The 26,399-nt window shown below is 42.1% G+C and carries 15 protein-coding genes; 8 read left to right on the forward strand and 7 right to left on the reverse strand.

The window, feature by feature from the left end; all coding sequences use genetic code 11:
• Window positions 1-91 precede the first annotated feature (91 nt).
• From AAC000_RS21055 to AAC000_RS21085, 7 genes are all read left to right on the forward strand, one after another.
• Window positions 92-2,737, forward strand: coding sequence for a TonB-dependent receptor (locus tag AAC000_RS21055; RefSeq protein WP_339725624.1), 2,646 nt, complete (start codon window positions 92-94; stop codon window positions 2,735-2,737).
• A gap of 135 nt (window positions 2,738-2,872) precedes the next feature.
• Window positions 2,873-4,846 (forward strand): sulfotransferase, encoded by a 1,974-nt coding sequence (locus AAC000_RS21060; RefSeq protein ID WP_339725626.1) that lies wholly within the window; start codon window positions 2,873-2,875, stop codon window positions 4,844-4,846.
• Between the two features lie 110 nt (window positions 4,847-4,956).
• Window positions 4,957-5,148 (forward strand): DUF3185 family protein, encoded by a 192-nt coding sequence (locus AAC000_RS21065; RefSeq protein ID WP_339725628.1) that lies wholly within the window; start codon window positions 4,957-4,959, stop codon window positions 5,146-5,148.
• A gap of 100 nt (window positions 5,149-5,248) precedes the next feature.
• Window positions 5,249-8,080: a pitrilysin family protein gene (locus tag AAC000_RS21070; protein ID WP_339725630.1), complete on the forward strand. Its 2,832-nt coding sequence runs from the start codon at window positions 5,249-5,251 to the stop codon at window positions 8,078-8,080.
• A 391-nt stretch (window positions 8,081-8,471) separates the two neighbouring features.
• Complete coding sequence (locus AAC000_RS21075) at window positions 8,472-8,774, forward strand: hypothetical protein (RefSeq protein ID WP_339725632.1); 303 nt, start codon at window positions 8,472-8,474, stop codon at window positions 8,772-8,774.
• A 171-nt stretch (window positions 8,775-8,945) separates the two neighbouring features.
• The gene (locus AAC000_RS21080) at window positions 8,946-10,940 is read left to right on the forward strand and encodes a methyl-accepting chemotaxis protein (protein ID WP_339725634.1); all 1,995 of its coding nucleotides are present in this window, start codon (window positions 8,946-8,948) and stop codon (window positions 10,938-10,940) included.
• 152 nt (window positions 10,941-11,092) lie between these two features.
• Window positions 11,093-11,362, forward strand: a complete 270-nt coding sequence (locus AAC000_RS21085; RefSeq protein WP_339725636.1) for a hypothetical protein — start codon at window positions 11,093-11,095, stop codon at window positions 11,360-11,362.
• An 895-nt stretch (window positions 11,363-12,257) separates the two neighbouring features.
• Here the strand turns inward: AAC000_RS21085 and AAC000_RS21090 are convergent.
• From AAC000_RS21090 to lysC, 3 genes are all read right to left on the reverse strand, one after another.
• Complete coding sequence (locus AAC000_RS21090) at window positions 12,258-14,159, reverse strand: CocE/NonD family hydrolase (protein WP_339725638.1); 1,902 nt, start codon at window positions 14,157-14,159, stop codon at window positions 12,258-12,260.
• 296 nt (window positions 14,160-14,455) lie between these two features.
• The gene (locus AAC000_RS21095) at window positions 14,456-16,159 is read right to left on the reverse strand and encodes a BNR-4 repeat-containing protein (protein WP_339725639.1); all 1,704 of its coding nucleotides are present in this window, start codon (window positions 16,157-16,159) and stop codon (window positions 14,456-14,458) included.
• Window positions 16,160-16,705: 546 nt separating this feature from the next.
• Window positions 16,706-18,067, reverse strand: coding sequence for a lysine-sensitive aspartokinase 3 (lysC, locus tag AAC000_RS21100; RefSeq protein ID WP_339725640.1), 1,362 nt, complete (start codon window positions 18,065-18,067; stop codon window positions 16,706-16,708).
• A 221-nt stretch (window positions 18,068-18,288) separates the two neighbouring features.
• On the opposite strand from lysC, the gene AAC000_RS21105 reads away from it, so the two are divergent.
• A complete protein-coding gene (locus tag AAC000_RS21105) occupies window positions 18,289-19,821 on the forward strand; it encodes an amidase (RefSeq protein ID WP_339725642.1) in 1,533 nt (510 codons plus the stop codon).
• Here the strand turns inward: AAC000_RS21105 and AAC000_RS21110 are convergent.
• The 4 genes from AAC000_RS21110 to AAC000_RS21125 form a co-directional block, all read right to left on the reverse strand.
• Entirely contained in the window at window positions 19,816-20,271 is a 456-nt protein-coding gene (locus tag AAC000_RS21110) for a DUF192 domain-containing protein (protein WP_339725644.1), read from the reverse strand. The genes AAC000_RS21105 and AAC000_RS21110 overlap by 6 nt on opposite strands.
• A gap of 35 nt (window positions 20,272-20,306) precedes the next feature.
• A complete protein-coding gene (locus AAC000_RS21115; RefSeq protein ID WP_339725645.1) occupies window positions 20,307-20,540 on the reverse strand; it encodes a hypothetical protein in 234 nt (77 codons plus the stop codon).
• 130 nt (window positions 20,541-20,670) lie between these two features.
• A complete protein-coding gene (gene acnB / locus AAC000_RS21120; protein ID WP_339725647.1) occupies window positions 20,671-23,283 on the reverse strand; it encodes a bifunctional aconitate hydratase 2/2-methylisocitrate dehydratase in 2,613 nt (870 codons plus the stop codon).
• A gap of 258 nt (window positions 23,284-23,541) precedes the next feature.
• Entirely contained in the window at window positions 23,542-26,349 is a 2,808-nt protein-coding gene (locus tag AAC000_RS21125) for a bifunctional aconitate hydratase 2/2-methylisocitrate dehydratase (RefSeq protein WP_339725649.1), read from the reverse strand.
• Window positions 26,350-26,399 lie beyond the last annotated feature (50 nt).

Consider the following 26,399-nt stretch of genomic DNA (forward strand, 5'->3'; position numbering starts at 1 on the left):
ATTTGTATTGAAACTAAATATTGTAAACATTGGAATAGGAGTCACTCTTATTCCTGGGCAATGTTTACAAAAGCCAAAAGGTTCTTATCACATGAACAGAACAAAAATAAGTTGCGCAATAGTCACAGCACTCGCTTTAAATCCAGCGATAGCACAAGAAAAAAAAGCAAAAGCACAAATAGAAACTATTCAAGTTACCGCTACGAAAAGAACTGAATCAATACAGGATGTACCTGTATCTGTTTCAGCATTAAACGGCGAAGCATTGGAAAATTTGGGTGTAGAAAGCTTTAACGATTATGTAGAGTTTCTTCCAAACGTTGTTTTCCAGGGCACTGGCCCCGGTCAAAATGAGATTTATATCCGAGGTGCAGCCACCACACAAACGAATATTTCTGTCTCTTCAGTACAGGCATTACAACCCTCAGTAGCGTTTTATCTCGACGAACAACCCGTTTCCATGCAAGGCAGAAACTTAGACGTTTACGCTGCCGATATGCAACGCATCGAAGTACTGCCTGGTCCACAAGGCACACTTTTCGGCGCAAGTTCACAATCAGGTACAGTGCGCATGATCAGTAAAAAACCTGATCACACCGGTTTTTCCGGTGGCATGGATGTGAATATAGGTAGTACAAAAGGCGGCGAAATGAGTAATTCCGTCGAAGCTTTTATGAACTTTACGCCTACCGATGAGTTAGCCATACGCGTAGTTGCTTACAATGACAAGCAAGGTGGATGGATTGACAATATCCTCAACAAGCCTGGTGAAGGTGGTTATATAGGCAGTGCCGTTGTAATTGATAGAATATCAGGTGGCGTGTTAAGCGACCCACAAAATACGCCTATAATTTCACCTGAAAATGGCACTTTAGTAGAAGATGATACTAACGATGCAGTTTATGCAGGTGTGAGAGTCGGTATGTCCTATTTAATCAATAATGATTGGTCATTGTTGCTGCAACACACCGCGCAGTCGCTAGAAACCGAAGGGGTATTTTCTTACGATCCTAACCTTGAAGGTGAAAGTTCTGTTAACCGTTTTATTCCTGAAGATAATGATGATGAATTCGGACTCACCACTTGGACTTTGAAAGGTCGTTTAGACAAGCTTGATATTGTTTACACAGGTGGTTATTTAGACCGTGAAATCAGCTCTACTATCGATTACACGGGTTATACCAACGGCGGTTTGTTCTCAGCCTATTATGTATGCCAATACGGTTCATCGGTTGCAGCAGAAGATGAGCGCTGCTTAGACCCCACTAAATATTATAAAGAACAAACAGATACGTCGCGTATTACGCACGAGTTGCGTTTTAATACAGATGTAGATAATGCTTGGCGCGTGACTGCTGGTATCTTCTATGACGATCAAGAACTGGGAACCGTAGGTCAATTCAATATTGCCAATACAGATAAGTTCCCTGATCTTGCTAGAACACTTCCAGGTAGTGAAGGTATTAATTCTGACGGCGGACCTTTCGAGTCTGGCATTAGTTTTGTTAACGATGTAACTCACACCATCGAACAAGTTGCAGTATTTGGTCAGATTGAATACGATCTTACAGATAAGCTAACCGCTACTTTGGGCGCACGCTGGTATCAAATTGATGACATTTTTAAAGGCTCAACAACCAGTACTGATGTGAGTCGTAGAATTCGCGCATTTGGTACTCAAGACCCTGCAGAATTAGACTTAGCAACAGGTGGTGATGGCCCAGGGGTACTTCAAGCAGCCATTGAAAGTGGCCAATTGGATGTAAGCTTATTAGACGATAGCGGTACGTTAACCGTTGACGATACTATTTTTAAAGCTTCGTTAGACTATAAATTGAACGACGACATACTGTTGTTTACCACCTATTCAGAAGGATTTAGACCGCCAGTTACCAACCGTCAAGGTGGTGACCTTGCGAGTAATCAAAGTGGTGCGTTTGAAGGTTTTAGGATCCCTGTTTATTCTACTACCGATAGTCTGGATAATTTTGAGTTAGGCATGAAAGGTGACTTTTTAGATGGAATTGTACGGATAAATGCGACTGCTTTTTATTCTGAAATTACCGACTTACAAACTTCACGTTATGACCCCACCAACATCAGCTTCTTAGTATTCACTGATAACGTGGGTGACGCAGAAATTAAAGGTGTAGATGCGGATATTACATGGCTAGCAACAGATAACTTAGTTATCAACGCGGCCTTTAGTGTACTCGATACCGAATTAACCCGTGTTAATGCTGAACTTGCTGGTATTGCTCCAGGTGTGGGTGCACAACTACCTTACTCTGCTGAGTTCTCGGGGAATATTCGCGCCCGCTATTATTTCGAACTTGATAATGGTTACGATGGTTATGTGAATGCATCGGTTAGCTATACAGGTGAACGTTTAGCTGGCATGTCTATGGATGCCTATGTAACTGAAGACGCAACACGATTGATATACGGTACAGGCTCTGGTTTACCGATTCAGAATGAAGCTGCCACTTATGATGGCACCTCATTTACAGACTCGAATGGCGATGTTTTCCAAGGCGGACGCTACATTCAAGAAAGTTATGCCATTGCCAATCTATCTGTTGGTATCACTAAAAATGACTGGAAAGCCGAGTTTTATATAGATAACCTCACTGACGAAAGTGCGGTACTTTATATAGATACACAGCAATTTACGCCCAAAGTGGTTACTAACCGTCCTCGTACAATAGGAATGAGACTGTCTTACGATTTCTATTAGGATAGTGCGTTAGGGTGAATTGCCCTACTAATAAAGGCAAGCTTTTAGCTTGCCTTTATTTTTTATCTAGTAAAAAATCCCCTAGGCAATTTATGCCAACATTACTCAAAAAATAAAATCATATGGAGATAACACGTGGTAACAAACGTCAGTACACATGACATCAAGATTGACGACATCAAACGTGCACTTCAATCAGGCAATACTGACAACGCCCTATCACTTTCACGGCAAGCACTAAATGAAATTGATGATGGGCAAGAAAAAGTAGAAGTATTGTATTTTTTAGCCGTTACTTTACGTACAAAAGGTTTAATAAAAGAAGCAGCAGACACTCTTAAACAACTCATAGCTACCGACCCAAATCACGCCCGTGCTCACCAAGAAAATGGCTATTTATTTTTAAGTGCAGGCAATAAACCTAATGCAGCAACCGCGTTTTCTAGAGCGACTCGGCTTAACCCCGCATTATTATCTAGCTGGCAGAAACTCGCCCCTCTATACGCTGAATTGAATCATAACGAAGGCGAAAAATTAGCGAATCAACGGATCAACTATCTCACGCAATTACCCGCGGAAATTCGTGGAGCTCGAGACCTCATGTATGAAGGGAAATTGGCTGTAGCTGACAAAGTATGTCGGCGTTTTTTGCAAACACACAAACATCATGATGAAGCCATGCTGCTTTTAGCTGAAATTGGCATCAAATTAAAACTCTATCATGAAGCCGAATTCTTATTGGATAGCTGCGTCGCAATATATCCTCACCACGAAGCTGCACGAGCAGAACTTGTGCAACTATTATCTAAATTGGGCAAGTTTGACCAAGCCAAATTACAAGCTGAATTTTTACTAGACGAACATCCCAATAATCACCAATATCTTGCGGCAAAAGCCAGCGCTATGGTGGGCTTGGGTGAAGTTGAGCAAGCTATTAGTCTTTACCAAAAGATCTTAGAAGATCGTAACGATTTACCAGGCATTCAATTACTTCTTGGCCATGCTTATAAAGCAAATGGGCAAATTGCCCTAGCAGTTGCAGCTTATCAACTCGCCTACAAAATACGCCCTGACTTCGGTGATGCCTATTGGAGTTTAGCCAACACTAAAACCTATAGATTTACCGATAACGAACTCGCCCAGATGCAGGCACAACTTGAAACGGTCGAAATTGACATAGACGATAAAGTTCATCTCGAATTTGCTTTGGCTAAAGCCTATGAAGATCGTCAACAATTCGACAGCGCATTTAACTATTATAAAAATGGCAATGCCTTAAAAAATCAAAATAATCATTACTCAAACGCTAAGTTAAGCGAACAAATGCAGGCACAAAAATCGGTCTTCACCGCAGATTATTTTAAAAGGCACCAAGATGTTGGCGATCACAGCCCAGATCCCATTTTTATAGTGGGCCTGCCTAGAGCAGGTTCTACCTTGTTAGAACAAATATTAGCCTCACATTCACAAGTGGATGGCACCATGGAGTTGCACAATGTACTAGGCTTGGCGGCAAGGTTAAGAGGCAGTAAAAGCGGCTACCCAAAGGTTGTGACTGAATTAGACAACGAATACTTTGCTCGTTTTGGACAACAATTTATTGCAGATACCCGATGTTACCGCCAAGGTGCCCCATTTTTCATAGACAAAATGCCCAATAACTTTATGCATATTGGTTTAATTAAGTCCATATTGCCCAAAGCCAAAATAATTGATGCTAGACGAGATCCTATCGCCTGTTGTTTCAGTGGTTACAAGCAGTTATTTGCCGAGGGACAAGAATTTTCTTACGACTTTGACAATCTCATCCATTATTACCAATCTTATCAGTCCTTAATGACACACTGGGATAACGTATTACCTGGCTTTGTATTAAAAGTGCAACATGAAGACGTAATTGATGATCTAGAGACCCAAGTCAGACGCCTATTAGATTTTTGTCAGTTACCCTTCGAAGCATCCTGTTTGCAGTTTTACAAAACGAAACGCACCATTAAAACCCCAAGTTCAGAACAGGTTCGTCAACCAATAAACGCTAGCGCGCGAGAGCAATGGAAACATTTTGAGGCTCACCTAAAGCCTTTGATTAAAGCTTTTGACAGCGTATAAAGTGACTTAGTAGCTCACCAGCAGATCTTATTCGATTAACTGAGCATTTTGTGGCAATCTAAATTGCAAACACTAATAGAGTGTTTAATGCTCAAACTCTAAGGATAAATATGAATAACAAACTTCTCGGCATTGTACTTATTGTTGTTGGTATGGCTTTAGCTTTGTGGGGTTACAACGTATTTGACTCCGCAGGCGCTCAGTTCAGTCGAGCACTCAATGGCGATACACCAATTGAAGCTTGGTTAGGTATGGTCGGTGGTGTAATTTGTATCGCAGTGGGTTTAGGAAAAATACGCTAACAATAACGCCATAGGCAGTGCCCCGAACTCACTTTTAGTCTTTCCTTAAATATGCAATTATCTAAACGGTGATTTGCCCCCAATTAAATAACGGTTCCAAATGAAAAAAGCAATCTCCTATCTAGTTCTTTTGGCTAGTACTTTCACTATAGTTAACAACATATCGGCTCAAGAAGACCACAATAAACCGAATTTTCAGGTCAATTATCAGAAGTTTGTTTTAGATAATGGTTTACAAGTGATCATGCATATTGACCACTCTGATCCCGTGGTGGCTGTCAACTTAACTGCACACGTAGGATCAGCCCGTGAAACGGAGGGGCGCACTGGTTTTGCGCACATGTTTGAACATTTACTGTTTCTAGAATCAGAGAACCTAGGAAAAGGTGGCTTAGATAAACTGTCTGCAAAGATTGGTGGTTCTGGGGCTAACGGTTCTACCTCAAGAGATAAAACCAATTATTTACAAACTGTGCCCAAAGATGCCTTAGAAAAGATGCTTTGGGCTGAAGCGGATAAACTGGGCTGGTTTATCAATACAGTCACAGAACCCGTTTTGGAAAAAGAAAAACAGGTTGTTAAAAACGAAAAACGCCAAAGCAGTGATAACGCCCCTTATGGTCACAACTGGCTTGTGATCGATCAAAACCTCTATCCCCAAGACCACCCTTATCATTGGCAAGTGATTGGGTCGCTGGCAGATCTGCAAGCTGCGACCTTAGATGACGTTAAACAGTTTTTTAAGCGTTGGTACGTACCAAATAACGTCACTTTGACCTTAGCCGGTGATTTTGATCCAGTACAAGCAAAAAAATGGGTTGAAAAATATTTTGCTGAAATTAAAGCAGGCGACAAAATCACCCCACTAAAAAAACGTGCCGCTAAGCTTAAACAAACTAAAAAGTTATACCATGAAGATAACTTTGCCAATCAGCCACAACTGACCAGAGTCTACCCCACTGTTGAGCAATTTCACCCTGACTCTTATGCCCTTAATGTATTGTTTGCCTATTTGTCAGAAGGTAAATCAGCGCCCCTTTATAAAGTATTAGTAGAAGGTAAAAAACTGGTACCAAGACCTGCTATCTACCATCAAACCAGTGAATTGTCAGGCCAAGGCTTTGTGTTTGCCAGAGCTTATGCAGACAAAGATTTAGATGAAGTTAATGCAGGCATAGATCAAGCCTTTGCGCTTTTTGAAAAGGACGGTATTTCAGAGCAAGATCTTAAACGTATTTTAGCCAGCCAAGAGACAGATTTTTACAACCAACTTTCTAGTGTATTGGGTAAGGGTGCACAACTGGCTTATTACAATATTTATACTGGCGATCCGGGTTACGCAAGCAAAGAAATCGAAGCCATCTTAAGCGTTACTCGCCAAGACGTAAAACGGGTTTACAACCAATACATTAAAAACAAGCATTATGTGCTCACCAGTTTTGTGCCTAAAGGCCAAGTGGCATTAGCAGTTGAAGGCTCACGCCAAGCAAACGTCACCGAAGAGCAAGTCGTACAAGGCGCCGAAAAACAAGTCGATCCTAAAGTCGCTGCTAGCTATGTAAAAACCCCTTCAAGCTTTGATCGCTCTAAAGAGCCAGATTATGGCGCACCAGCCGAGGCTGTGGTACCTAACATATGGCAAGCTCAGCTTGGTGCCATGCAAGTGTTAGGTATTGAAATAAATGAAGTGCCCTTAGTGGATATGGAAATTGTGTTAGACGGCGGCCAACTACTAGAGTCTGTTGATAAAGTGGGGGTTAGCAATATACTGGCGCAAATGCTCACCAGCGGCACCCTAGATAAAACCCCTGCAGAATTAGAAAATGCGATTAAGTTACTTGGTGCATCCATAAATGTCGAAGCAAACCAAGAAGATATACGAGTAAGAGTGAATACTCTGGCTAAAAATTTCGAACAAACCATGGCCTTAGTGAAAGAAATAATGCTAACGCCCCGTTGGGATAAACACGAATTTAGCTTGATTAAACAACAAACTATTGCGCAAATGCAGCAGCAACAAGCCAATCCTAGAGATATTGCAGAAGATCACTTTAAACAGCTTATCTACGGTAAAAAACATATTCGCGCTCACAATATCTTAGGTACCGCTGAATCAGTGGCGTCCATCAACCTAGATGATGTAAAAGCTTTTTATCAGCAAAATATGGCACTAAATCAGGCCCGTGTACATGTGGTGGGGGCAATAGATAAAAAGCCTGTGCTAGCCGCCTTGTCGCAGCTAAAAACGAAGCAGTCTGTCACTGTCGACTCCCCTAAATTAGCCTCGGTGACTAAGCCGCAACAAGCCAAGGTTTATTTCTTTGACGTGCCTAATGCCAAACAAACAGTGGTAAACATTGGCTACCCTGCCCTTGCAGCAACAGACCCAGATTATTATCCGGCGACTATTATGAATTACATTTTAGGCGGTGGTAGCTTTGCATCTCAGCTAACCCAAGAACTACGGGAAGGCAAAGGGTATACCTATGGAATTTATTCTAGCTTTTCAGGCAGCCAAGACCCGGGGCCATTTAGAATTTTTACCCAAGTGCGCACTAACGTAACCTTAGAGTCGGCCCAGTTGATCAAACAGATCCTTGAAGACTACGCTGATAAGTATTCACCAGAAGATTTAGCCAATAGCCAAAGCTTTTTAATTAAAAGCAATGCCAGAGCTTTTGAAACCGCAAGGGCAAAATTGGCCTTATTAGACAACATAAGCAAATACAACTGGCCAGTTGATTATGTGAAGCAGCGCGAACAAATAGTCAACAAGATCACAGTTGAAGAAGTCAAAAGCTTAGCTAAAAAATATCTAGATACTAATAAAATGATCTGGTTATTTGTCGGCGATGCCAAGACCCAATTACCGCGTATGGCCGAGTTAGGCTTTGGTGAGCCAATTTTATTAAATCCCTCTACAGATAAGTAAGCTGAAGCCCCACTTTTTAGCAGTTATCGAGTGATGAGGCGCGCGCTTCATCACTCCCATTACCCCCATTACCCTGTCTCCATTTAATGCCTCTCACCGAAAGCTTGACTTTTAGTTGGCCGACTTTCTACACTGACTTTTTAATAAAATTACCCCGGCAATAACCTATATATTAGTAATGAGTAACCTTCTGGTTATGTTTGCTGTTAGGTGGTTAATCGCTGATGAGTTAAACCAAACTGTGTTAACTATGGGTGTAATTCAATAAATTATTACTCATCGACTTTTTATTGTCAGCGCAAATCACCGCTAATTGTGACCCGAATTTGCAAAAGATTAGCGAACAAAGACTTAAAAATAACGCCGCAGTTTTTGCCGGTGAAATACCTAAATGGAGCTTTATCAAGACAACGGTGGCGTCACTTGGGATCGTGAAACCATGATTTCCAATACTCAAAAATTTGCCTGTGGAAAATTCACTAGTAATCTAATTAACCAGTCATTTAACGCATTTTCAATTAAGGACTATGGAGCGATTACCGAGGGTGTGCACCTTTTCTGTCAAAGTGAAACTCAACAATGTGAGGGTAAAGCAAAGTTCGTTATGGTCTGGCGTAACACAAATAATAACTGGAGCATTACTAGATTCCTAAGTTATGGGCACGGTGAAAATAACCAAATTACCAATAATTAAGTCAGATCCTTTTTATTCACTAAATGCTAAATTAATTTACATCCAGACCATAAAATGGCAGGCGCTAAAATTTTAGCGCCAGATTAAATCTAAAAAGTAGCCTTTACACTCGCTATTAAAGATCGTTATTCTAACTGCATAATAATAAAAAAAGAACAAGGTTAATTGTCTATGTGGTTTCAACGATCTTTACGTGCCCGCTTGTTATTGGGTGTGATTGGCAGTCTTGCCGTGTTGTTTGGTCTTTATGGTTTGTGGCAAGTAAATGAGGTAAAACGCGACACGCAAGCGCGAGTAGATCGGGATATCACCGCCTTAGTACAACTCGAAGCGGCCGGCATAAAAGGATTTTTTGAAGCCAAAGGGCAGATCATTCATAGCGTATTTGCGAATCCTTTGGTGCTTGACTGGTTTGCCGATTATGACGATCGTGGCAGTAAGATCAGTCAAAATTCAGATTATCAAGACCTTACCAGATACTTTAAATACTTCTCTGATCAAGACCCCGCCATTAAAAGTGTATTTTTTGGTTCAGCCAATACCTTTGAATATTTCGATTTAGAAGGACGTTATGATGGCGATCCTAATTATTACACTAACAAACGCCCGTGGTGGGCAGAAGCTATAGGCAAAGACCGTTTGTATGTGACTAATCCAGCGGTAGACGCTAATGATGGCTCTATTTCAGCAACAGTCAAAACAACCGTAAACCATAACGGTGAGTTTATTGGGATAGGTGGGATGGACATCCTGATTACCACCCTTGGAGAGCTGCTAGGTACCATAAAGTATCAAAATGTTGGCCATGCTTTTTTGGTCACAGATGAAGGCGTGTTGGTGTATTTTCCCGGTTTTAATGAAGCCTTTCCGCCAGGCAGTGATATTCAGCAGGTAGAGCGTCATTTTAAAAACAGTGAAGGTTTTGTTCAGTTAAAAACCGAATTAAGTAATCATGCCCAAGGAAATACCCAAGTCACCTGGAAAGGTGAGTCCTATCAGTTGATTTTCCAAGAAGTGGCCAGTGAATACCCTAGCATGAATTGGAAACTTGGCTTTATGCTACCTCAAAGCATTGCCGATACCCCCGTCACTCACGCAATGTGGATGACAGGTGTAACGCTTTTATTAATGCTTATCGCCATGGCCGTTGTAGTGGTCTTGATTTTTGCACCTGTCATGAAACCCATACATTTTATGCTTAGTGCCATGAAGGATATTTCTCATGGTGAAGGTGATCTAACCAAACGTATTGAAGTAAACCGTGAGGATGAAATTGGCCAATTGGCAGCTGAATTTAACGGTATTATGCAAAAAATTCAAACCTTAGTGCGCAATACGGTTGAGATTACCCAAGAAGTGTCTCAAGCAGCTAAAGACGTGTTTATTGCCACTGAAGACACCCGCAGCGTAGTAAACAAAGAAAGGCAGCAAGTCGAATCTGTGGCTAAAGCCAGTCAAGAAATGGCCGACACTAGCCAAGACGTGGCCAAAAGCACCACAGATGCCATGAACATGGCAGACGAAGCGAAAACCAGTATGGACCTAGGCAGCCAGGTTTTACATTCTGCGGTCATCAATATAGGCGAGTTATCTAAGCAAATAGATGACGCAGCCGAAGTTGTTATGAAGTTAGAGGGCGAAACGGACAAAATTGGCCAAGTATTAGACGTGATCAGCAATATTGCAGATCAAACTAACTTATTGGCCTTAAACGCCGCCATTGAGGCCGCACGAGCCGGTGAACAGGGCCGTGGTTTTGCAGTGGTAGCAGATGAAGTGCGCACGCTGGCCAGCCGTACGTCTGAATCGACCCAACATATTCTAGACATTATCACTACCTTACAAAGCACTGCCCGACAGGCAAATGACTCTATGCAGGCCAGCAACCTCAAAGCAGACGAAGGTGAGGCGCAAGTGCAAAAACTCGAAGTGGTACTAACCGATGCCACTAACCATATTCACGAAATACAAGGTCGCATGCACGGCATCGCTGCAGCCAATAGTCAGCAAGCGACTATAGCTTCAGAGGTAGCTCAAAACGTACTTATGGTCAACAAGTTAGCCGACGAGTCAGTAGCAGATATTAAACAGGTAGAGACCAGCATTACCCAGTTGCAAACACTGTCTGAATCACTAGCAGAGGTATTACGCCACTTTAAAATCTAATGAGTAGTAGAAATAAAAAGGGTTAGATCCTTTTTATTTGGAAAACAACGACATAATCACTATGTTTTCCCATCCATTGAAATAAAAGGTAAACCTAAGTGACCTATTTAAGGGTAATTCATCTTTTTTTGTGTAACCACCTAGGAGGCCGTATGTGTAGTTCGCCCAAGTCCACTGGTAATGTGCGCAGAAGACGAGTCAAAGGTGTGTTTGAATCTATGGATCCTACTACTCGCACCAGTTTTGTTGCTAAAGCAAACCCAGCGCAAGAAAGACGTAGTGAAGTAAAAAACTCTGTTGCTAATACTTATCGTAAGAATGCAGCTAAAATGCTCGCGAAGAAAAAACTAAGTGACAAGAAGCCTCCCCAGAAAGAAGGTTTATTTTTAAGTTTTTTGCATAGCTTAGGCTTTGCTGTATAAGCCAAAACTTATGCCGTTGATAATACCTGAAACTTTCTCAAACAGGTCTAGCCCTGAACTGTCAGGGCGATAAGCGGTTATAGATTTTGGCTATGACTTATGGCAAGTTCACTGAGATAGCGGTCGTTGCTCTAGGCTTTAATAGCAAAGCACGCTTCGCGCCATCATCCATGATGGTTTTTCACACAGAATCCCTTCTGTGCGACTTACTTTTTTTCTGCAGGCAAAAAAAGTAAGCAAAAAAGCCCGCTCGTAGGCTATGTTCTTCATCCAGTTATTAGGCAAATTTAGCAGGTCGTTTTCGACCGTTCCCGACGAGCGAAAACTCAATTTGCTCCCGGCAAATTGCCCTACTAAATTCACCTAATAACTGGCGAACATAAATACGAGGGGAAAGACAAAAGCATCGGCTATCGCCGACAAAGCTTTGGTGGCTCCGCTACTGGTTTCCGCCTCTAAAGTTTCAGCACAAAATGGCTTATTTTAGGGGCAAATGCATGTGGACGCCACGCGGGACGCCATTAGAGCGAAATCCGTAGAGAACGTTATTTCGCGACAACGCGGTTGGCGCCCATAAATTAAGCCATTTTTTGCGGTTAAGAACTTTAAGTAGCGGCGGCATTTTTTGGTTACTTATTTTTTGCTGTTGAAAAAAAGTAACTGGCTCGAAGGGATTCGAGACAAAAACATCAGGGATGATGGCGCGAAGCGTGCTTTTGATTTTAAGCCAAGAGCAACGACTGCTTCCTGCTATTCAGAGACAGCCATATTAACTATCTGCAATGTCGGCTAATGGCTGTTAGTTCAACAGTCGTCTCATCATATAACTTCCCCTAAAAACAAAAAACGCCCAGTTAGGCGTTAATTGTTGTTCTTTTATCAATAATCACTAAGTTTATTGGTCAATCACTTTAAAGCTTATTGAACTTGGGTATTCTTCACTGTGATACACCTTGTGTTGCGCCTTCACGTAATCTTCTTCTGTAGCGTTAAAGATATTGTCGACGTACTTTTGTGGGTTCATGTCCATAAAAGGGAACATGCTGCTTTGTACCTGAATTTGTAACTTATGCCCTCGTTTGATGGTATGTAAAACATCATACAATTCAAATTTAACCAAGGTAGGTTTATTAGGTTCAAAGGGCTCAGGCGTACTCATGCTGTTTCTGAAGCGTCCACGAATGATGCCCCAGCGCACTAATTCGTGACGGTTGCCGGTTTTTTTGTCAACTTTGTTGGAGGTTTCATCCATGCCAGGAAATACATCCACTAATTTCACTACAAAATCACCTGCACTTTGGTCAGTAGAGACCCATAAATTAATATCAATAGCGCCAGCTATGGTTTGGTCTTCGGTAGCCACGTCGCCATTAAAAACCAACACATCAGTGCGACGGGCAGTAAAGCGTTGATCTTCTGCCATGTAAGGGCGATCCCAACCACGGCTTACTTTATCTGAGTGAGGAACAGGTTTATTTGGATCGCTTATATAATCGCTTGAACCACCATTAGACTCTTTGCTCTCAAGCAGCTTTTCGTTCGCACCCATATAGAGCACCACATCTTTGCCTTGTTTGGGAGGCCAGGTATCGAACTCTCTCCAGCGATTAGCACCCGTTTCGAACATAGTCGCTTGAGCCAAAGATTCAGCTTTAGTGTCTTTGTCCTTCTTAGCGTCTTTTAGGTTTTGTTTAAAAAAGGGTAATAGAATACGTTCTTGGAACCATTCACTGGTATTAAAACCAAATTCTGCTTCACCCATCTTGCTACCGTCTTTGGCATTCCATTGACCGTGATACCAAGGTCCCATTATGAGGTGGACGTTATCCTTTTTATTCGCTTTTGACATGCTTTGATAGGTGGCCAAAGGTCCATAAAGATCTTCGGTGTCATACCAACCACCTACGACTAAGGTAGCCGGTTTTACATTATCAAGATGGGGTAACACATTACGCGCTTGCCAATATTCATCATAATTTGGATGCTCAGTTAATTCGTTCCAAAACGGTCGCTCACCTTTGAAATAGTTTTTATTAACGTTACTTAATGGACCTAAATTTCGGAAAAACTCATAACCATCTGGAGTGATTGAATCCATTCCTTTTGGCCAATAAGCAAACTGCCCTTCGCGCTGTTTGTCGAAAGTGTCGAAGAAAATAAAGGCCATTGGTGTAGAAAATGCGCCATTGCGATGAAAATCATCATAAAACCAGTTGGCAATAGGAGCTTGAGGTGAAATCGCTTTAAGCGCTTTATGGCTATTGATAGCCGCAACAGAAGTGTAATAACCCGGATAAGAGGTACCCCACATGCCTACTTTACCATTGTTATTCGGCACATTTTTTACTAGCCAGTCGATAGTATCGTAAGTGTCGGTGGCATCATCCGTGGCATTACCACCTCTGTCATGTGCGTCTTGTGGACGCATATTGACGTACTCACCTTCAGACATAAATTTGCCGCGCACATCTTGAAAAACAAAGATAAAGCCTTCTTTTTCGAAAATTTCACTTGGCCCCAATTTAGTTTTATATTTATCGACACCATAAGGTGCAACACGGTAGGGAGTGCGTTGCATCATCATTGGGTATTGAGTTGCTTTGTCGTAGGGAATATAAACCGAAGTGAACAATTTCACTCCATCACGCATAGGAATTTGGTATTCATATTTAGCGTAATGAGACCGAATATACTCGGCTCTTTTGTCTGTTTCTTTGGTGTCTGCAGCTTGCGCGAATGGAGTCAGCATAACGCAGCAAAATAAGACGATGAACCCTGATAAGGTTTTCTTATTCATTAAATTATCCTTAATGATTGAGTAGAGGTACTTTTGCCCAACTGTGAATACTACTATGGTGAGTGTTAGGATTTTAAGAGAAATGCGACGAAGTTCAGCATATTAACGCTCAGCTGTAAGTGAGTTATGTTAAAAGTTTTTGAGGGGGGGTAACGCACTAAAAGCATCTGTGATGCTTTTAGTGCGTCAGAATAAAGGGACAGCCTGAAAGCTTATTCAACTGTGCTTTATGTAAAAGCACTTAATGGGCCTTCGCTGTCACCATTTTATTACTTTGAGTGCTTAGGAGTGGTTGTCTACTCAAGCATAATTTTATCAATGGATATTTTAAAACCTGAGCTACTTGGATTTTGTCCAGTCACCGTAAATCGCAGTAATTTATCACCGGCAGTGGTTACATTAATAGTGCCTAATGTAGCTATTGGCCAGTTTACCCCAGCATCATATTGGTCAACCGCCACGGCAAAATCCGTCCCTTCATAACGCGTTTGTGCAATACCGCGAATACTATGAGTTTTGTAACTGTATTTCACTGTATAGGTACCTACTTCAACATTGGGCAAAGTCAATTCCACCCAGTCATTTACTCCATTATCTTGCAACATGAGATACTCGCCTTCACTGGCACTGCCATCAGAGATAACACTCACAGTAGCTGTATTTGTCCAATACAAATCCTCTGCTTCATAAGTCGTAGGAATGACAGGTACAGGAATATCGGTTAGATCGTTTTCGACAAATAAAGCATACAACTTGCCAGAACTGGCACTAATGGAGGTGGGGGCGGTCGCATAAACCACGTCTTCATCACTGTTCTTCACCTTAACATTTACCCGTTCAATAGCTTTGTCGCTAGACAAGGTGTAGGTATTCCAGTCGCCACCGCCTATTTTTTCAGCTACATGCAACTGTTTATCGTTACTGACAAAATAAGCTCTTACGCGATCACCAACAATAGTATGTCCTAAGGCAGCAATAGTATCTTGAATATTGTATAAATTGGTCTTATCTACCCAATTGGTGCCGTTCCAACGAATACGAAAAACTTCATAATCCCGGCCACCACTACTAGCATCATCAGTGCGAAAACGATACACCACACTGGGACGACCTGTACTTCCAAGAGCTAACTTGGCTGACTGAATTCCCTTGCCCACATCCGCTGAAGTGAACGACTCTCCGATCTCTAATCCCTGATAAAATATATTAGGCGTGGACAAGTTTACTGGTGCAGACACAGTGCTGCCATTGGCAGTTTTGAACAAGCCCGTATCGGGTTCATACTTTAAATAACTTCCGTAATGTCTATCTGCTCTAGGATGACCATAGGACCATTCCCAGATAATGTGCACATCACCATTATTATCGACTACTACATCATCAGGATAAACACGCGTGTTGGTTTGACTGGCAAAAGTCCCCAAACGAGTCCAAACATTTGTATTGTTGTTCCAATGAAATAGTTGCCCTTTGCCAATATCCGATCCATTGGTATCCCTTACAATTAAATAAATATCACCATTGGGTGCTGTAGTGGCTACCGGATAAGTGTAAATACCAGTGCTGTTTACAATGTCAGACCGTTTCAGTAAATCACTGACATCCGTTGCACTAGAAGAGCGAAAATATCGCCACCCATCATTATGATGATCGGCAAATACATGAATATCACCATCGCCATCAACCGCGATTGTAGGTTGATCATGGCCGTTGTCATCACTGTGTTCCCAAATGCTACCGTCGGCATTTTTTAAGAATCCGGACACCCAAGTCCCCGTTGATGAACGTTTGGCTACCTTTACCTTATGTTTACTACCTATTGACCCCACTGAATTATATGCGAAGTACGCTTCATCTCCATATAATGCCAAAGGAACCCACCAACCGGCCTGATTACTAGAATCAACGTCAGCCACTTCCTCAAGCACAACACCCGCACTCACGTAGTTAACAACAAAAAAAGGAATACAAAAACTAATTAAAGCTGATTTTAAACTCATTACATGCCCCTAAATGTATCTTTATGTGAAACAAGATTAAATTTAAACATTATTTTAACAATTCAGCAACATTAAATAGGGGAATTCGTCACCTTCGTAAACTATCTTTCAAACTGCAATACATTTGATGGAACCACTTAAATTTGATTGTTATTTCACATTAAAAATATGAACCCCCTTAAATTAAGATAAATTCAAAGACCCAAAGAATATCTAAAATAGATACAGAGTTAAGAGGAACACAAGTTGTACAGGCTCTTTCCACCGCCCAAATCATTTTATAAGTAGCTGGTGTTATCACAGAGTTAAAGAAAGACTGGAAAAATAAAAGTGAAGAAATCCAGTTTTAAGGGGGGAAGTTAATCACACGCCTTCAAAGCGACAAGTTACCATTATCTTTACTAAGCCCACTTGACCAGTCGGCTCATGTGTTAACTTCACTATTGAATATGTAAGGATTAGGGAAAAAGTTTTTGAGGGGGATTAACGCACTAAAAGCATCTGTGATGCTTTTAGTGCGTCAGAATAAAGGGACAGCCTGAAAGCTTATTCAAACAGTGCTTTATGTAAGGCACATACTACATCTTTGCTGTCACTATCATTGACCAACAGTGAAAGGTTATGGGGATTCGCTCCGTAACAAATCATGCGTAGGTTGTAATTAGCTACGGCCGCGAAGATTTTACTAGAAACCCCTGCGGCACTGTGCATATTGTTACCTACTATAGTCACCAGATCGTAGTTCTCTTCCACTAACACATCACAAAACTGACTGAGTTCTTCGATGGTTTCTTGATTCAATCGCTCAAGCACTGAGTTAGCGGGGTTATCAAGGGTAAAAGACACCGAAATTTCCGAGGTCGTAATTAGGTCGACACTGAGTTTGTGTTCGGCAATGATAGTAAACACTTTTTGCAAAAAACCTTGCGCATACATCATCTTAGGAGTTTTAACTGTCACCATTACCTGTTCTTTACGACGTGTAATAGCACGGTATGAAGGTTCAGTGACACAATCACGTACTATCCAAGTACCGCCCTTTTCAGGCTCTTTGCTTGAACCAACAAACACTTTGATATCTTGCCTAAGTGCAGGCTCCATAGTGGCAGGATGTAATACCTTAGCGCCAAAAGTAGCCATTTCTGCTGCTTCTTCAAAGCTCAACTCTGGTAACGGACGAGCTGCTTCGGTGATCCTAGGATCTGTCGTATAAACGCCGATCACATCTGTCCAGATTTCACAGGTTTCGGCATCTAATGCTTCTGCTAACAAAGCGGCGGTAAAATCAGAGCCACCTCGCCCTAAAGTTGTAGTATTGCCTTGTTGATCCGAGCCAACAAAACCTTGAGTCACTAAAACAGTGTCATGGAGTGACGGCAACATCAGCTGCTTAGCCGCTGTGGCGATTTGCTCTAGATTAGGGACAGCCTGACCAAACTCACTGTCAGTTTTAAGGACATTGCGCACATCAAAGTTGTCGGCGTTGACACTAAATTGATTTAAAACTGCACTGAACAGCAATGAAGACATTCTTTCACCATGAGACAACAAGGCGTCTTTTAAATCATCCCTGTGATTTAATTCCTCATGCAAGGCTAACTCTGCCAAAGAACTTTGTAACTGTTGTAATTTTGGTGCCACTTCATCAACGTTTTCAAGTGCCAGCAAAATAGCTTGTTGAATAGTGTCTATTTCAGATAACTTTTGTTTGATTTGTTCTTTAGACATCGCCTTATGGGCAATATCTACCAATAGGTTAGTGACACCCGCCGATGCGCTGACCACTACTACTCTGGTATTTGGGTTGTTTTGAATGATTTTTGCGCAGTTTTGCATGGCAGCAAAATTTGCCACACTGGTACCACCAAACTTAGCTACATTCAGATTATTAATCGCGGTGTTACTCACTGTTTTGCACTCGTTAAACTAGATCTTGTTGTTCATAAAAATAACAGTTTTTATTTATAATTAAAAAGTAAAAATTAGAGTATCTAGCAGCTTTTTTGGAATAGTATATTCGACTTAATCCGCTATTTTCCTGATTCCATTAAAAAGTCAGTTTGCAACCCTACCTATTTGAAAGGATTTTCGGCAAGATACCCCTTGGTTAAATTTACTGAGTTCTTACAATGCGTTGTTTTTTACCTTTACTGTTGGTTATCACCACATTGCTCGTCGCAGCACCTACTTATGCAGCCGACAAAGCTAACTTCTCTAATTTAACACTCGCCAAAGCCCAAGAGTTGTTGAAAAGTGGCGATACAAGGTTAACTGATTTAGTTGACTACTATCTCAGTCGCATTGATAAATACGACGCCAATGGCAACAAAATAAACTCAGTTGCAGAGCTTAACCCCGCCCTAAAGCAGCAAATTGCTTTAATACAAACTAAGCTAGATGACAAAAAACCTTTGGGCACTTTGTTTGGAGCGATTGTATTACTAAAAGACAATATCGATGCTAAAGGTATGGTCAATAGCGCTGGTTCTTGGCTTATGCGTGAACATAAACCTAAACAAGATGCTTTCGTAGTGTCCCGTTTAATTGCTGAAGATGCCTTGATTTTAGGTAAGGCGAACTTGTCGGAATGGGCCAACTTTCGCTCCTCAAAATCCTCCAGCGGTTGGAGCAGTTTGTATGGACAAACCCTGAATCCACATGATCCTACTCGTTCACCTTGCGGCTCAAGCGCAGGTTCGGGCGCAGCCATAGCGGCCGATTTTGCATTGTTAGCTGTGGGAACCGAAACCGATGGTTCAGTCACCTGCCCTGCCGCAGTAAACGGCATAGTGGGTATCAAACCGACTTTAGGTTTACTTAGCCGCAGCGGCATTATCCCTATTGCCCATTCCCAAGATACCGCAGGCCCCATGACTCGCACCGTAACCGATGCAGTGATTATGTTAGAAGCTATGATGGGTGAGGATCCTATGGATGATGCTGCATTAGCACCTATCAGTTTAAGTCAGCACTTAAAATTAGGGGGCCTTAAAGGTAAACGTATTGGAGTGATGCGCAATATGATGGGTTATCACCCAGAACTGGATCAGGTATTTAATCAACAACTGGCGGTGTTTGAAAAAGCCGGAGCCATAATAGTGGATAATGCGGATATTGAGACTAAGGGAAAATGGGGTGACGCCGAATACACTGTTTTATTAGCAGAGTTTAAAGCGGATCTAAATCAGTATTTAACCCAATCAAAGGCCCCCTTGAAAAGCCTTGAAGATGCCATTGCTAAAAACATCGAGTTTAGCCCTCGTACTATGCCGGTGTTTGCTCAAGAAATATTTATTGCAGCCCAAGCCGCACCTAATCTAAACGAAAAGGCCTATTTAGATGCACTCGCCAATAGCAAGCTACTCACAGGTGTACAGGGTATTGATGCCACCTTAGCCAAACATAATGTGGATTTTCTCATTGCCCCCACCACAGCTCCTGGTTGGAAAATAGACCATATCAACGGCGACAACTATATGGGATCAGCTGGCTCGGCCTCGGCTGTCAGCGGCTATCCCCATATCACTGTGCCTATGGGGAAAGTGCAACATATGCCGGTCAACATTAGCTTTGTGGGTGCCAAATTATCTGAAGTTGTACTTGTGCAAGCCGCTTATGAATTTGAACAACTCACCCAAGCTAGGGTGAGTCCTAAACTATAGATTAGAGTCTTTCTTTGGGATCACAACGGTATCCCCTACTTGGATACCGTTTTTCGCAAACCAACCTTGATTCATTTCCCAAGCATATAGCACTTTCTGAGATGCACTTGTGGTAGATAAGTCATGGGGTTGCATTGCTTTGATATCGGTAATTTTTCCATCGGCACGTATAAACGCCACGTCGAGTGGGATAAGGGTGTTTTTCATCCACATTCCGGCTTGTCTAGGTTGTTCAAAATTAAACAACATGCCGCAGCTTTTGCACATATTTTCTCTGTGCATTAAACCTTGAGCCCGCATTTCAAAGGTATTGGCATATTCCAACGGATACATTTGCTGCTTAACCTTGACCTGAATCTGTGAAAATACAATATCACCCGCGTTAGCAAAACTTAGGCTGGTAAAAAAGCTGCATAAAATAACTATGAGCGGAAATCGAAAAATAGTCATGATGGTGATTACTTAATGAAAGTGAGGTGAATAGATTACAGTTTTTTGCAGGAGCATCCCATATCTTTATTGCTGGTTTCCCATTCCTGAAAGTCTCCCTGTACACATCGTTGCTGCAAGGTTTTACATTCGAGTGCATTATATTTGACCTCCGTATCTGCACCATCGGCAACTGCACTGCCAACAAATTGCCTTACGTGACTTTTAGTACAGCCAGTGGATAAAGTAACTACCGCGACTGCCAATATAGTCTTTACAAAAAGTGCCATGATTCATCCTAATCAAAAATAGTTAATCATCTGAATAGAAAACGAGCAAAAAGTTCAGATGAGTGACCGCAAACATAAAAAAACCGGCACATCCAAAGGGCAATACCGGTTGTTATGTTGTAGGTAAACTCTAAGCAATATTAAGCGCAGGGATAATATTAGCTTTGGCTGCATCTGAGGCTTTTTTGAATGCATCCATGCGATCAAAGTTTAGGTACTTAAAGACTTCAGCAGACATAGACTCAATCTTACTCGCATAAGACATGTATTCTTCAGTAGAAGGGATTTTCCCCATAATTGCACCGACTGCCGCCAATTCAGCTGAACACAAATACACATTTGCGCCATCACCTAAACGGTTAGGGAAGTTACGAGTCGAGGTAGATAGCACTGTTGAGTTAGGCTCAACTCTCGCTTGGTTACCCATACACAGTGAACAACCAGACATCTCAAGACGTACCCCAGCTTTGGCATAAATATCGTAGTAACCTTCTTCGGTGAGCTGTGCTTGATCCATTTTGGTAGGCGGTGACATCCATAAACGAGTGGGTAAGCTGCCTTCAAACTGTTGCAACAGTTTACCTGCGGCGCGAAAATGACCGATATTTGTCATACAAGAACCAATAAAGACTTCGTCAATATTGTTGCCTGCGACGTCAGACAAGGTTTTGGCGTCATCTGGGTCATTCGGACAACATAATATGGGCTCTTTAATTTCTGCCAAGTCTATTTCAATTGTTTCTACATATTCTGCATCTGCATCTGCTTGCATTAACTCAGGTTTTGCCAACCATTCTTCCATCTTACGAGCACGACGCTCTAAAGTACGGGCATCACCGTAACCTTCGTTGATCATCCAACGTAACATAGTAATGTTAGAGTTAAGGTACTCAGCGATAGACTCGTCAGAAAGTTTGATAGTACAACCCGCAGCTGAACGCTCGGCAGATGCATCAGACAACTCAAACGCTTGCTCAACCGTTAAGTTGCTCAGACCTTCGATTTCTAAAATTCGACCCGAGAAGGCGTTCACTTTACCTTTTTTGGCAACGGTCAATAAACCTTGTTTAATACCGTATAGAGGGATGGCATGCACTAAGTCACGTAAGGTGATACCAGGCTGCATTTCACCTTTAAATCGCACCAATATGGATTCAGGCATATCCAGTGGCATCACGCCAGTAGCAGCAGCAAAAGCCACCAAACCCGACCCAGCAGGGAAAGAAATACCTAGCGGGAAACGAGTATGTGAATCACCACCTGTACCTACAGTATCAGGTAACAACATCCGGTTTAACCAAGAGTGAATGATCCCGTCACCAGCACGCAGCGATACACCACCACGATTCATAATAAAATCAGGCAGCGTATGTTGAGTTTCAATATCAATTGGCTTGGGATAAGCGGCTGTATGACAAAAGGATTGCATAGTTAAATCAGCAGTAAAACCTAAACACGCTAAGTCTTTTAGTTCATCACGAGTCATGGGACCTGTAGTATCTTGTGAGCCAACAGTGGTCATTTTAGGTTCACAATATGTACCAGGGCGTATACCGTCTACACCACAGGCACGGCCAACCATTTTTTGCGCTAAGGTATAACCTTTACCTGTATCTGCAGGTTGCTCAGGTTTGCGGAATAAATCAGAAGGACCGAGTCCTAATGACTCACGGGCTTTTTCAGTTAAGCCACGACCAATAATAAGATTGATGCGACCACCAGCACGCACTTCGTCTAACAATACATCAGACTTATATTGGTATTCGGCTAATACTTCAGCTGTTTCTGAATGGGTAATTTTTCCTTCTAGGGGGAAGATTTCAATCACATCACCCATATTCATCTTTTCAACGTCGGCTTCAAAAACCAAGGCTCCCGCATCTTCCATTGTGTTATAGAAAATCGGCGCCACTTTACTCCCAATACAAATACCGCCGCCACGTTTGTTAGGCACGCCGGGTAAATCTTCACCGAAGAACCACAAAACAGAGTTGGTTGCAGACTTACGGGATGAACCAGTACCAACAACGTCACCTACAAAAGCAACTGGATGCCCTTTGGCTTTCATGTCTTCGATTTGTTTTAACGGGCCCACTTCACCATGTTTTTCAGGCTCAAGACCATCACGGGTCATTTTAAAGGCAGCACGAGCATGTAAGGGGATATCGGGTCGTGACCAGGCATCAGGAGCAGGTGACAAGTCATCGGTATTAGTTTCACCTGTCACTTTAAAAACTGTCGCAGTGATTTTTTCTGGCATCTCTGGGCGCGAGGTAAACCACTCTGCCTCAGCCCAAGATTTTATTATGTCTTTAGCATAAGCATTACCGGCTTTGCCTTTTTCCTCCACATCGTGGAAAGCATCAAACATTAACAAGGTATGCTTGAGTTCTTCAGCAGCCAATTCGGCTAATTCTGGGGCATCGAGGGCCGCCACTAGAGTAATAATGTTATAACCACCGTGCATGTTGCCTAGTAATTGAATGGCAGCCTCTTTAGCAATTAGAGGTGATGAGGTTTCACCTTCAATGATTGCTGTGAGAAATCCTGCTTTTACGTAAGCGGCTTCATCTACTCCAGGGGGTACCCGTTCAGATAACAACTCTAACAATGTTTGTTCTTCACCAGCAGGAGGTGCTTTTAACAACTCTACTAGGCCAGCAACTTGCTCGGCATTAAGTGGCTTAGGTGGAATACTTTGGGCAGCACGTTCAGCAACATGTTTACGATAGGCTTCTAACACAATTTGATCCTCGCAGTTGACCCCGAAAAAATTGACAATATTTAGGGTATAGGAATGTAACCACACAAGTATAAGGGCAATTAGCAAAAAGTGGAATTGGCTCAGCCACGTGAGTCCTCCCAAGCTAAAACCTTATGGCTAGTTTGCTGTGGCGCTACTGGAATTTATATTTTTGTCAAACAGAATGAGGGGAGAAAACGGAGGTAAGTAAAACAAGCCTCTCGGCTTGTTTTACTTTAATTTATGAAGTGAACTCGCTTAGCTAGGATCGGCAATTCTTACTGCAACGGCCGGCGCTGATGTTAATTCATGAGTAGATGGAGCAAAATCAGTTAGGTTAATACCTTTAACCGCAGCGGTGTACTCATCCATTGAAGGAAAACGCCCCAACATTGTTGAAAGCACAACTAGAGGTGTAGATCCTAGTAGTGACTCACCTTTTTTCTCAGCAGAGTCTGCAACAACACGACCTTGGAACAAGCGAGTTGAGGTAGCAATAACAGTGTCACCCGGTTCAGCCTTTTCTTGGTTACCCATACATAAGTTACAGCCTGGGCGTTCTAAGTACATGATGTTTTCGTACTTAGTACGTGCAGAACCTTTAGGGTTAGCATCATCAAATTCAAAACCTGAGTACTTTTGCAAGATTTCCCAGTCACCTTCAGCTTTAAGCTCATCCACAATATTATAAGTAGGTGGTGCTACAACTAAGGGGGCTTTAAATTCAATTTTTCCGTTGTTCTTTTCAATGTTACGGAACATTTGTGCGATAATTTGCATATCACCTTTATGCACCATACAAGAACCAACAAACCCTAAATCAACCGGCTTATCTTTGTAGTAAGAGACTGGGCGAATGACGTCATGAGTATAACGCTTAGACACATCATCGTTATTCACATCTGGATCAGCAATCATTGGCTCGTTAATTAGATCTAAATCAACCACCACTTCTGCATAATACTTGGCATTGTTATCTGGTGTTAACGCTGGCGTAGTACCTGACTTGATACCTTCAATACGCTTGTTAGCAATATCGATAAGTCCTTGCAACGTTTTCGCGTCATTTTCCATACCTTTATCGATCATGATTTGGATACGGCTCTTAGCAATTTCTAACGATCCGATTAATGTGTCATCTTCAGAGATACAGATAGACGCTTTGGCTTTCATCTCTGCAGACCAATCAGTAAAAGTAAATGCTTGGTCAGCTAATAAGGTGCCAATATGCACTTCAATTACGCGGCCTTGGAAAACGTTTTCGCCACCAAATTGTTTAAGCATTTGCGCTTGAGTAGAATGCACCACATCACGGAAGTCCATGTAGCTTTTCATTTTACCTTTAAAAGTCACTTTTACGGACTCAGGAATGGGCATGGCCGCTTCACCTGTAGCCAGTGCTAACGCCACTGTGCCTGAGTCAGCGCCAAATGCGACACCTTTAGACATACGCGTATGCGAGTCACCACCAATAATGATAGCGCGGTCATCCACTGTAATATCATTCAATACTTTATGAATAACATCAGTCATGGCGGGGTAAACACCTTTAGGATCACGAGCTGTGATAAGGCCAAAAGCGTTCATAAAACTCATTAGTTTAGGAATGTTCGCTTTGGCTTTGCTATCCCACACAGAAGCTGTGTGGCAACCTGATTGGTAAGCACCATCAACTAAGGGTGAAATAGTAGATGCAGCCATAGCTTCAAGCTCTTGGCATGTCATAGGACCTGTGGTGTCTTGAGAGCCAACAATATTCACTTTAACACGCACATCTGAGCCTGCATGTAAGGCATCTTTAGAAGTCACGCCTACCGCATTTCTATTAAAGATTTTTTCAACTGCAGTTAAACCTTGTCCTGGGATTGAGGTTTCTTTAGACAGTGCATAAACCGCTGGTGCGTCTACACCTAGCGTTTGCGCTGCAAAGGTTTGCAGTTTTTTACCAAATACCACAGCGTAAGAGCCACCGGCTTTCATAAATTCTACTTTTTGCGGAGTAAAAGCAGAAGAAATATCAGCTAACTCTTTAGCGCCGTTGAATAATTTTTTTGCTTTGGTATCAATAGTTAACACTGTCCCAGTTGCCACTGAGTAGGCTTCTTCTAGAACGGCATCGCCATTTTCGTCAACCACTGTCTTACCATTAGCATCGACTTTTTTGACCCAGTTTTTAAGATCAAGACCAATACCGCCAGTCACATCAACAGTAGTTAAGAATATCGGAGAAATACCGTTAGTACCGGCTACCACTGGGGCAATGTTGATAAAAGGAACGTAGGGGCTTGCTTGCTTTCCGGCCCACAGTGCTACGTTGTTCACACCAGACATACGAGATGAACCTACACCCATAGTGCCTTTTTCAGCAATTAACATCACTTTAGCGTTAGGATGTTTAACTTGCAGAGCTTGAATTTCTTTTTGCGCTTCTGGCGAGATCATGCATTGGCCGTGTAATTCACGGTCGGCACGAGAATGCGCTTGATGACCTGGTGATAATAAATCAGTAGAAATATCACCTTCGCCAGCAATATAAGTCACCACTTCAATTTTTTCAGCCACATCAGGTAACTTGGTGAAAAACTCTGCTTGAGCGTAACTTTCTAACAAGTCTTTAGCCACGGCATTACCGGCTTTAAATGCAGCTTCAAGGCGAGCGGTATCAGCGTCATATAAAAACACTTGGGTTTTTAATACGTCTGAAGCTTTAGTCGCTAACGCAGCATCGTCACCCAATGCAAGGTCAAGCAACACTTCAATTGAAGGGCCACCTTTCATGTGTGATAACAATTCAAAAGCAAAGTCCACTGAAATCTCTGAAACCACCGCTTGACCAAGAATGATTTCTTTTAAGAATTTAGCTTTTTCACCAGCAGCACTGGTTGTGCCAGGCAAAGTGTTATAGATGAAGAAATTAAGCGAAACGTCTCTGTGTTCATGAGCTGAGTCTTTAATTTGCTCGATGATTTCGGCTAATAATTCAGCACTATCAATTGGCTTAGGCGCCAATCCAAGATCTTTCTTACGACTTTCAATTTCTTCAAGATATTCTAAAAACAAACTCATATACACCTCTTTGGGGCTATAACATACTAATTAGCAGGTAAAAATTTCTC

The sequence above is a fragment of the uncultured Paraglaciecola sp. genome, assembly GCF_963977085.1.
In the GTDB taxonomy this organism is placed as follows: Bacteria; Pseudomonadota; Gammaproteobacteria; order Enterobacterales; family Alteromonadaceae; genus Paraglaciecola.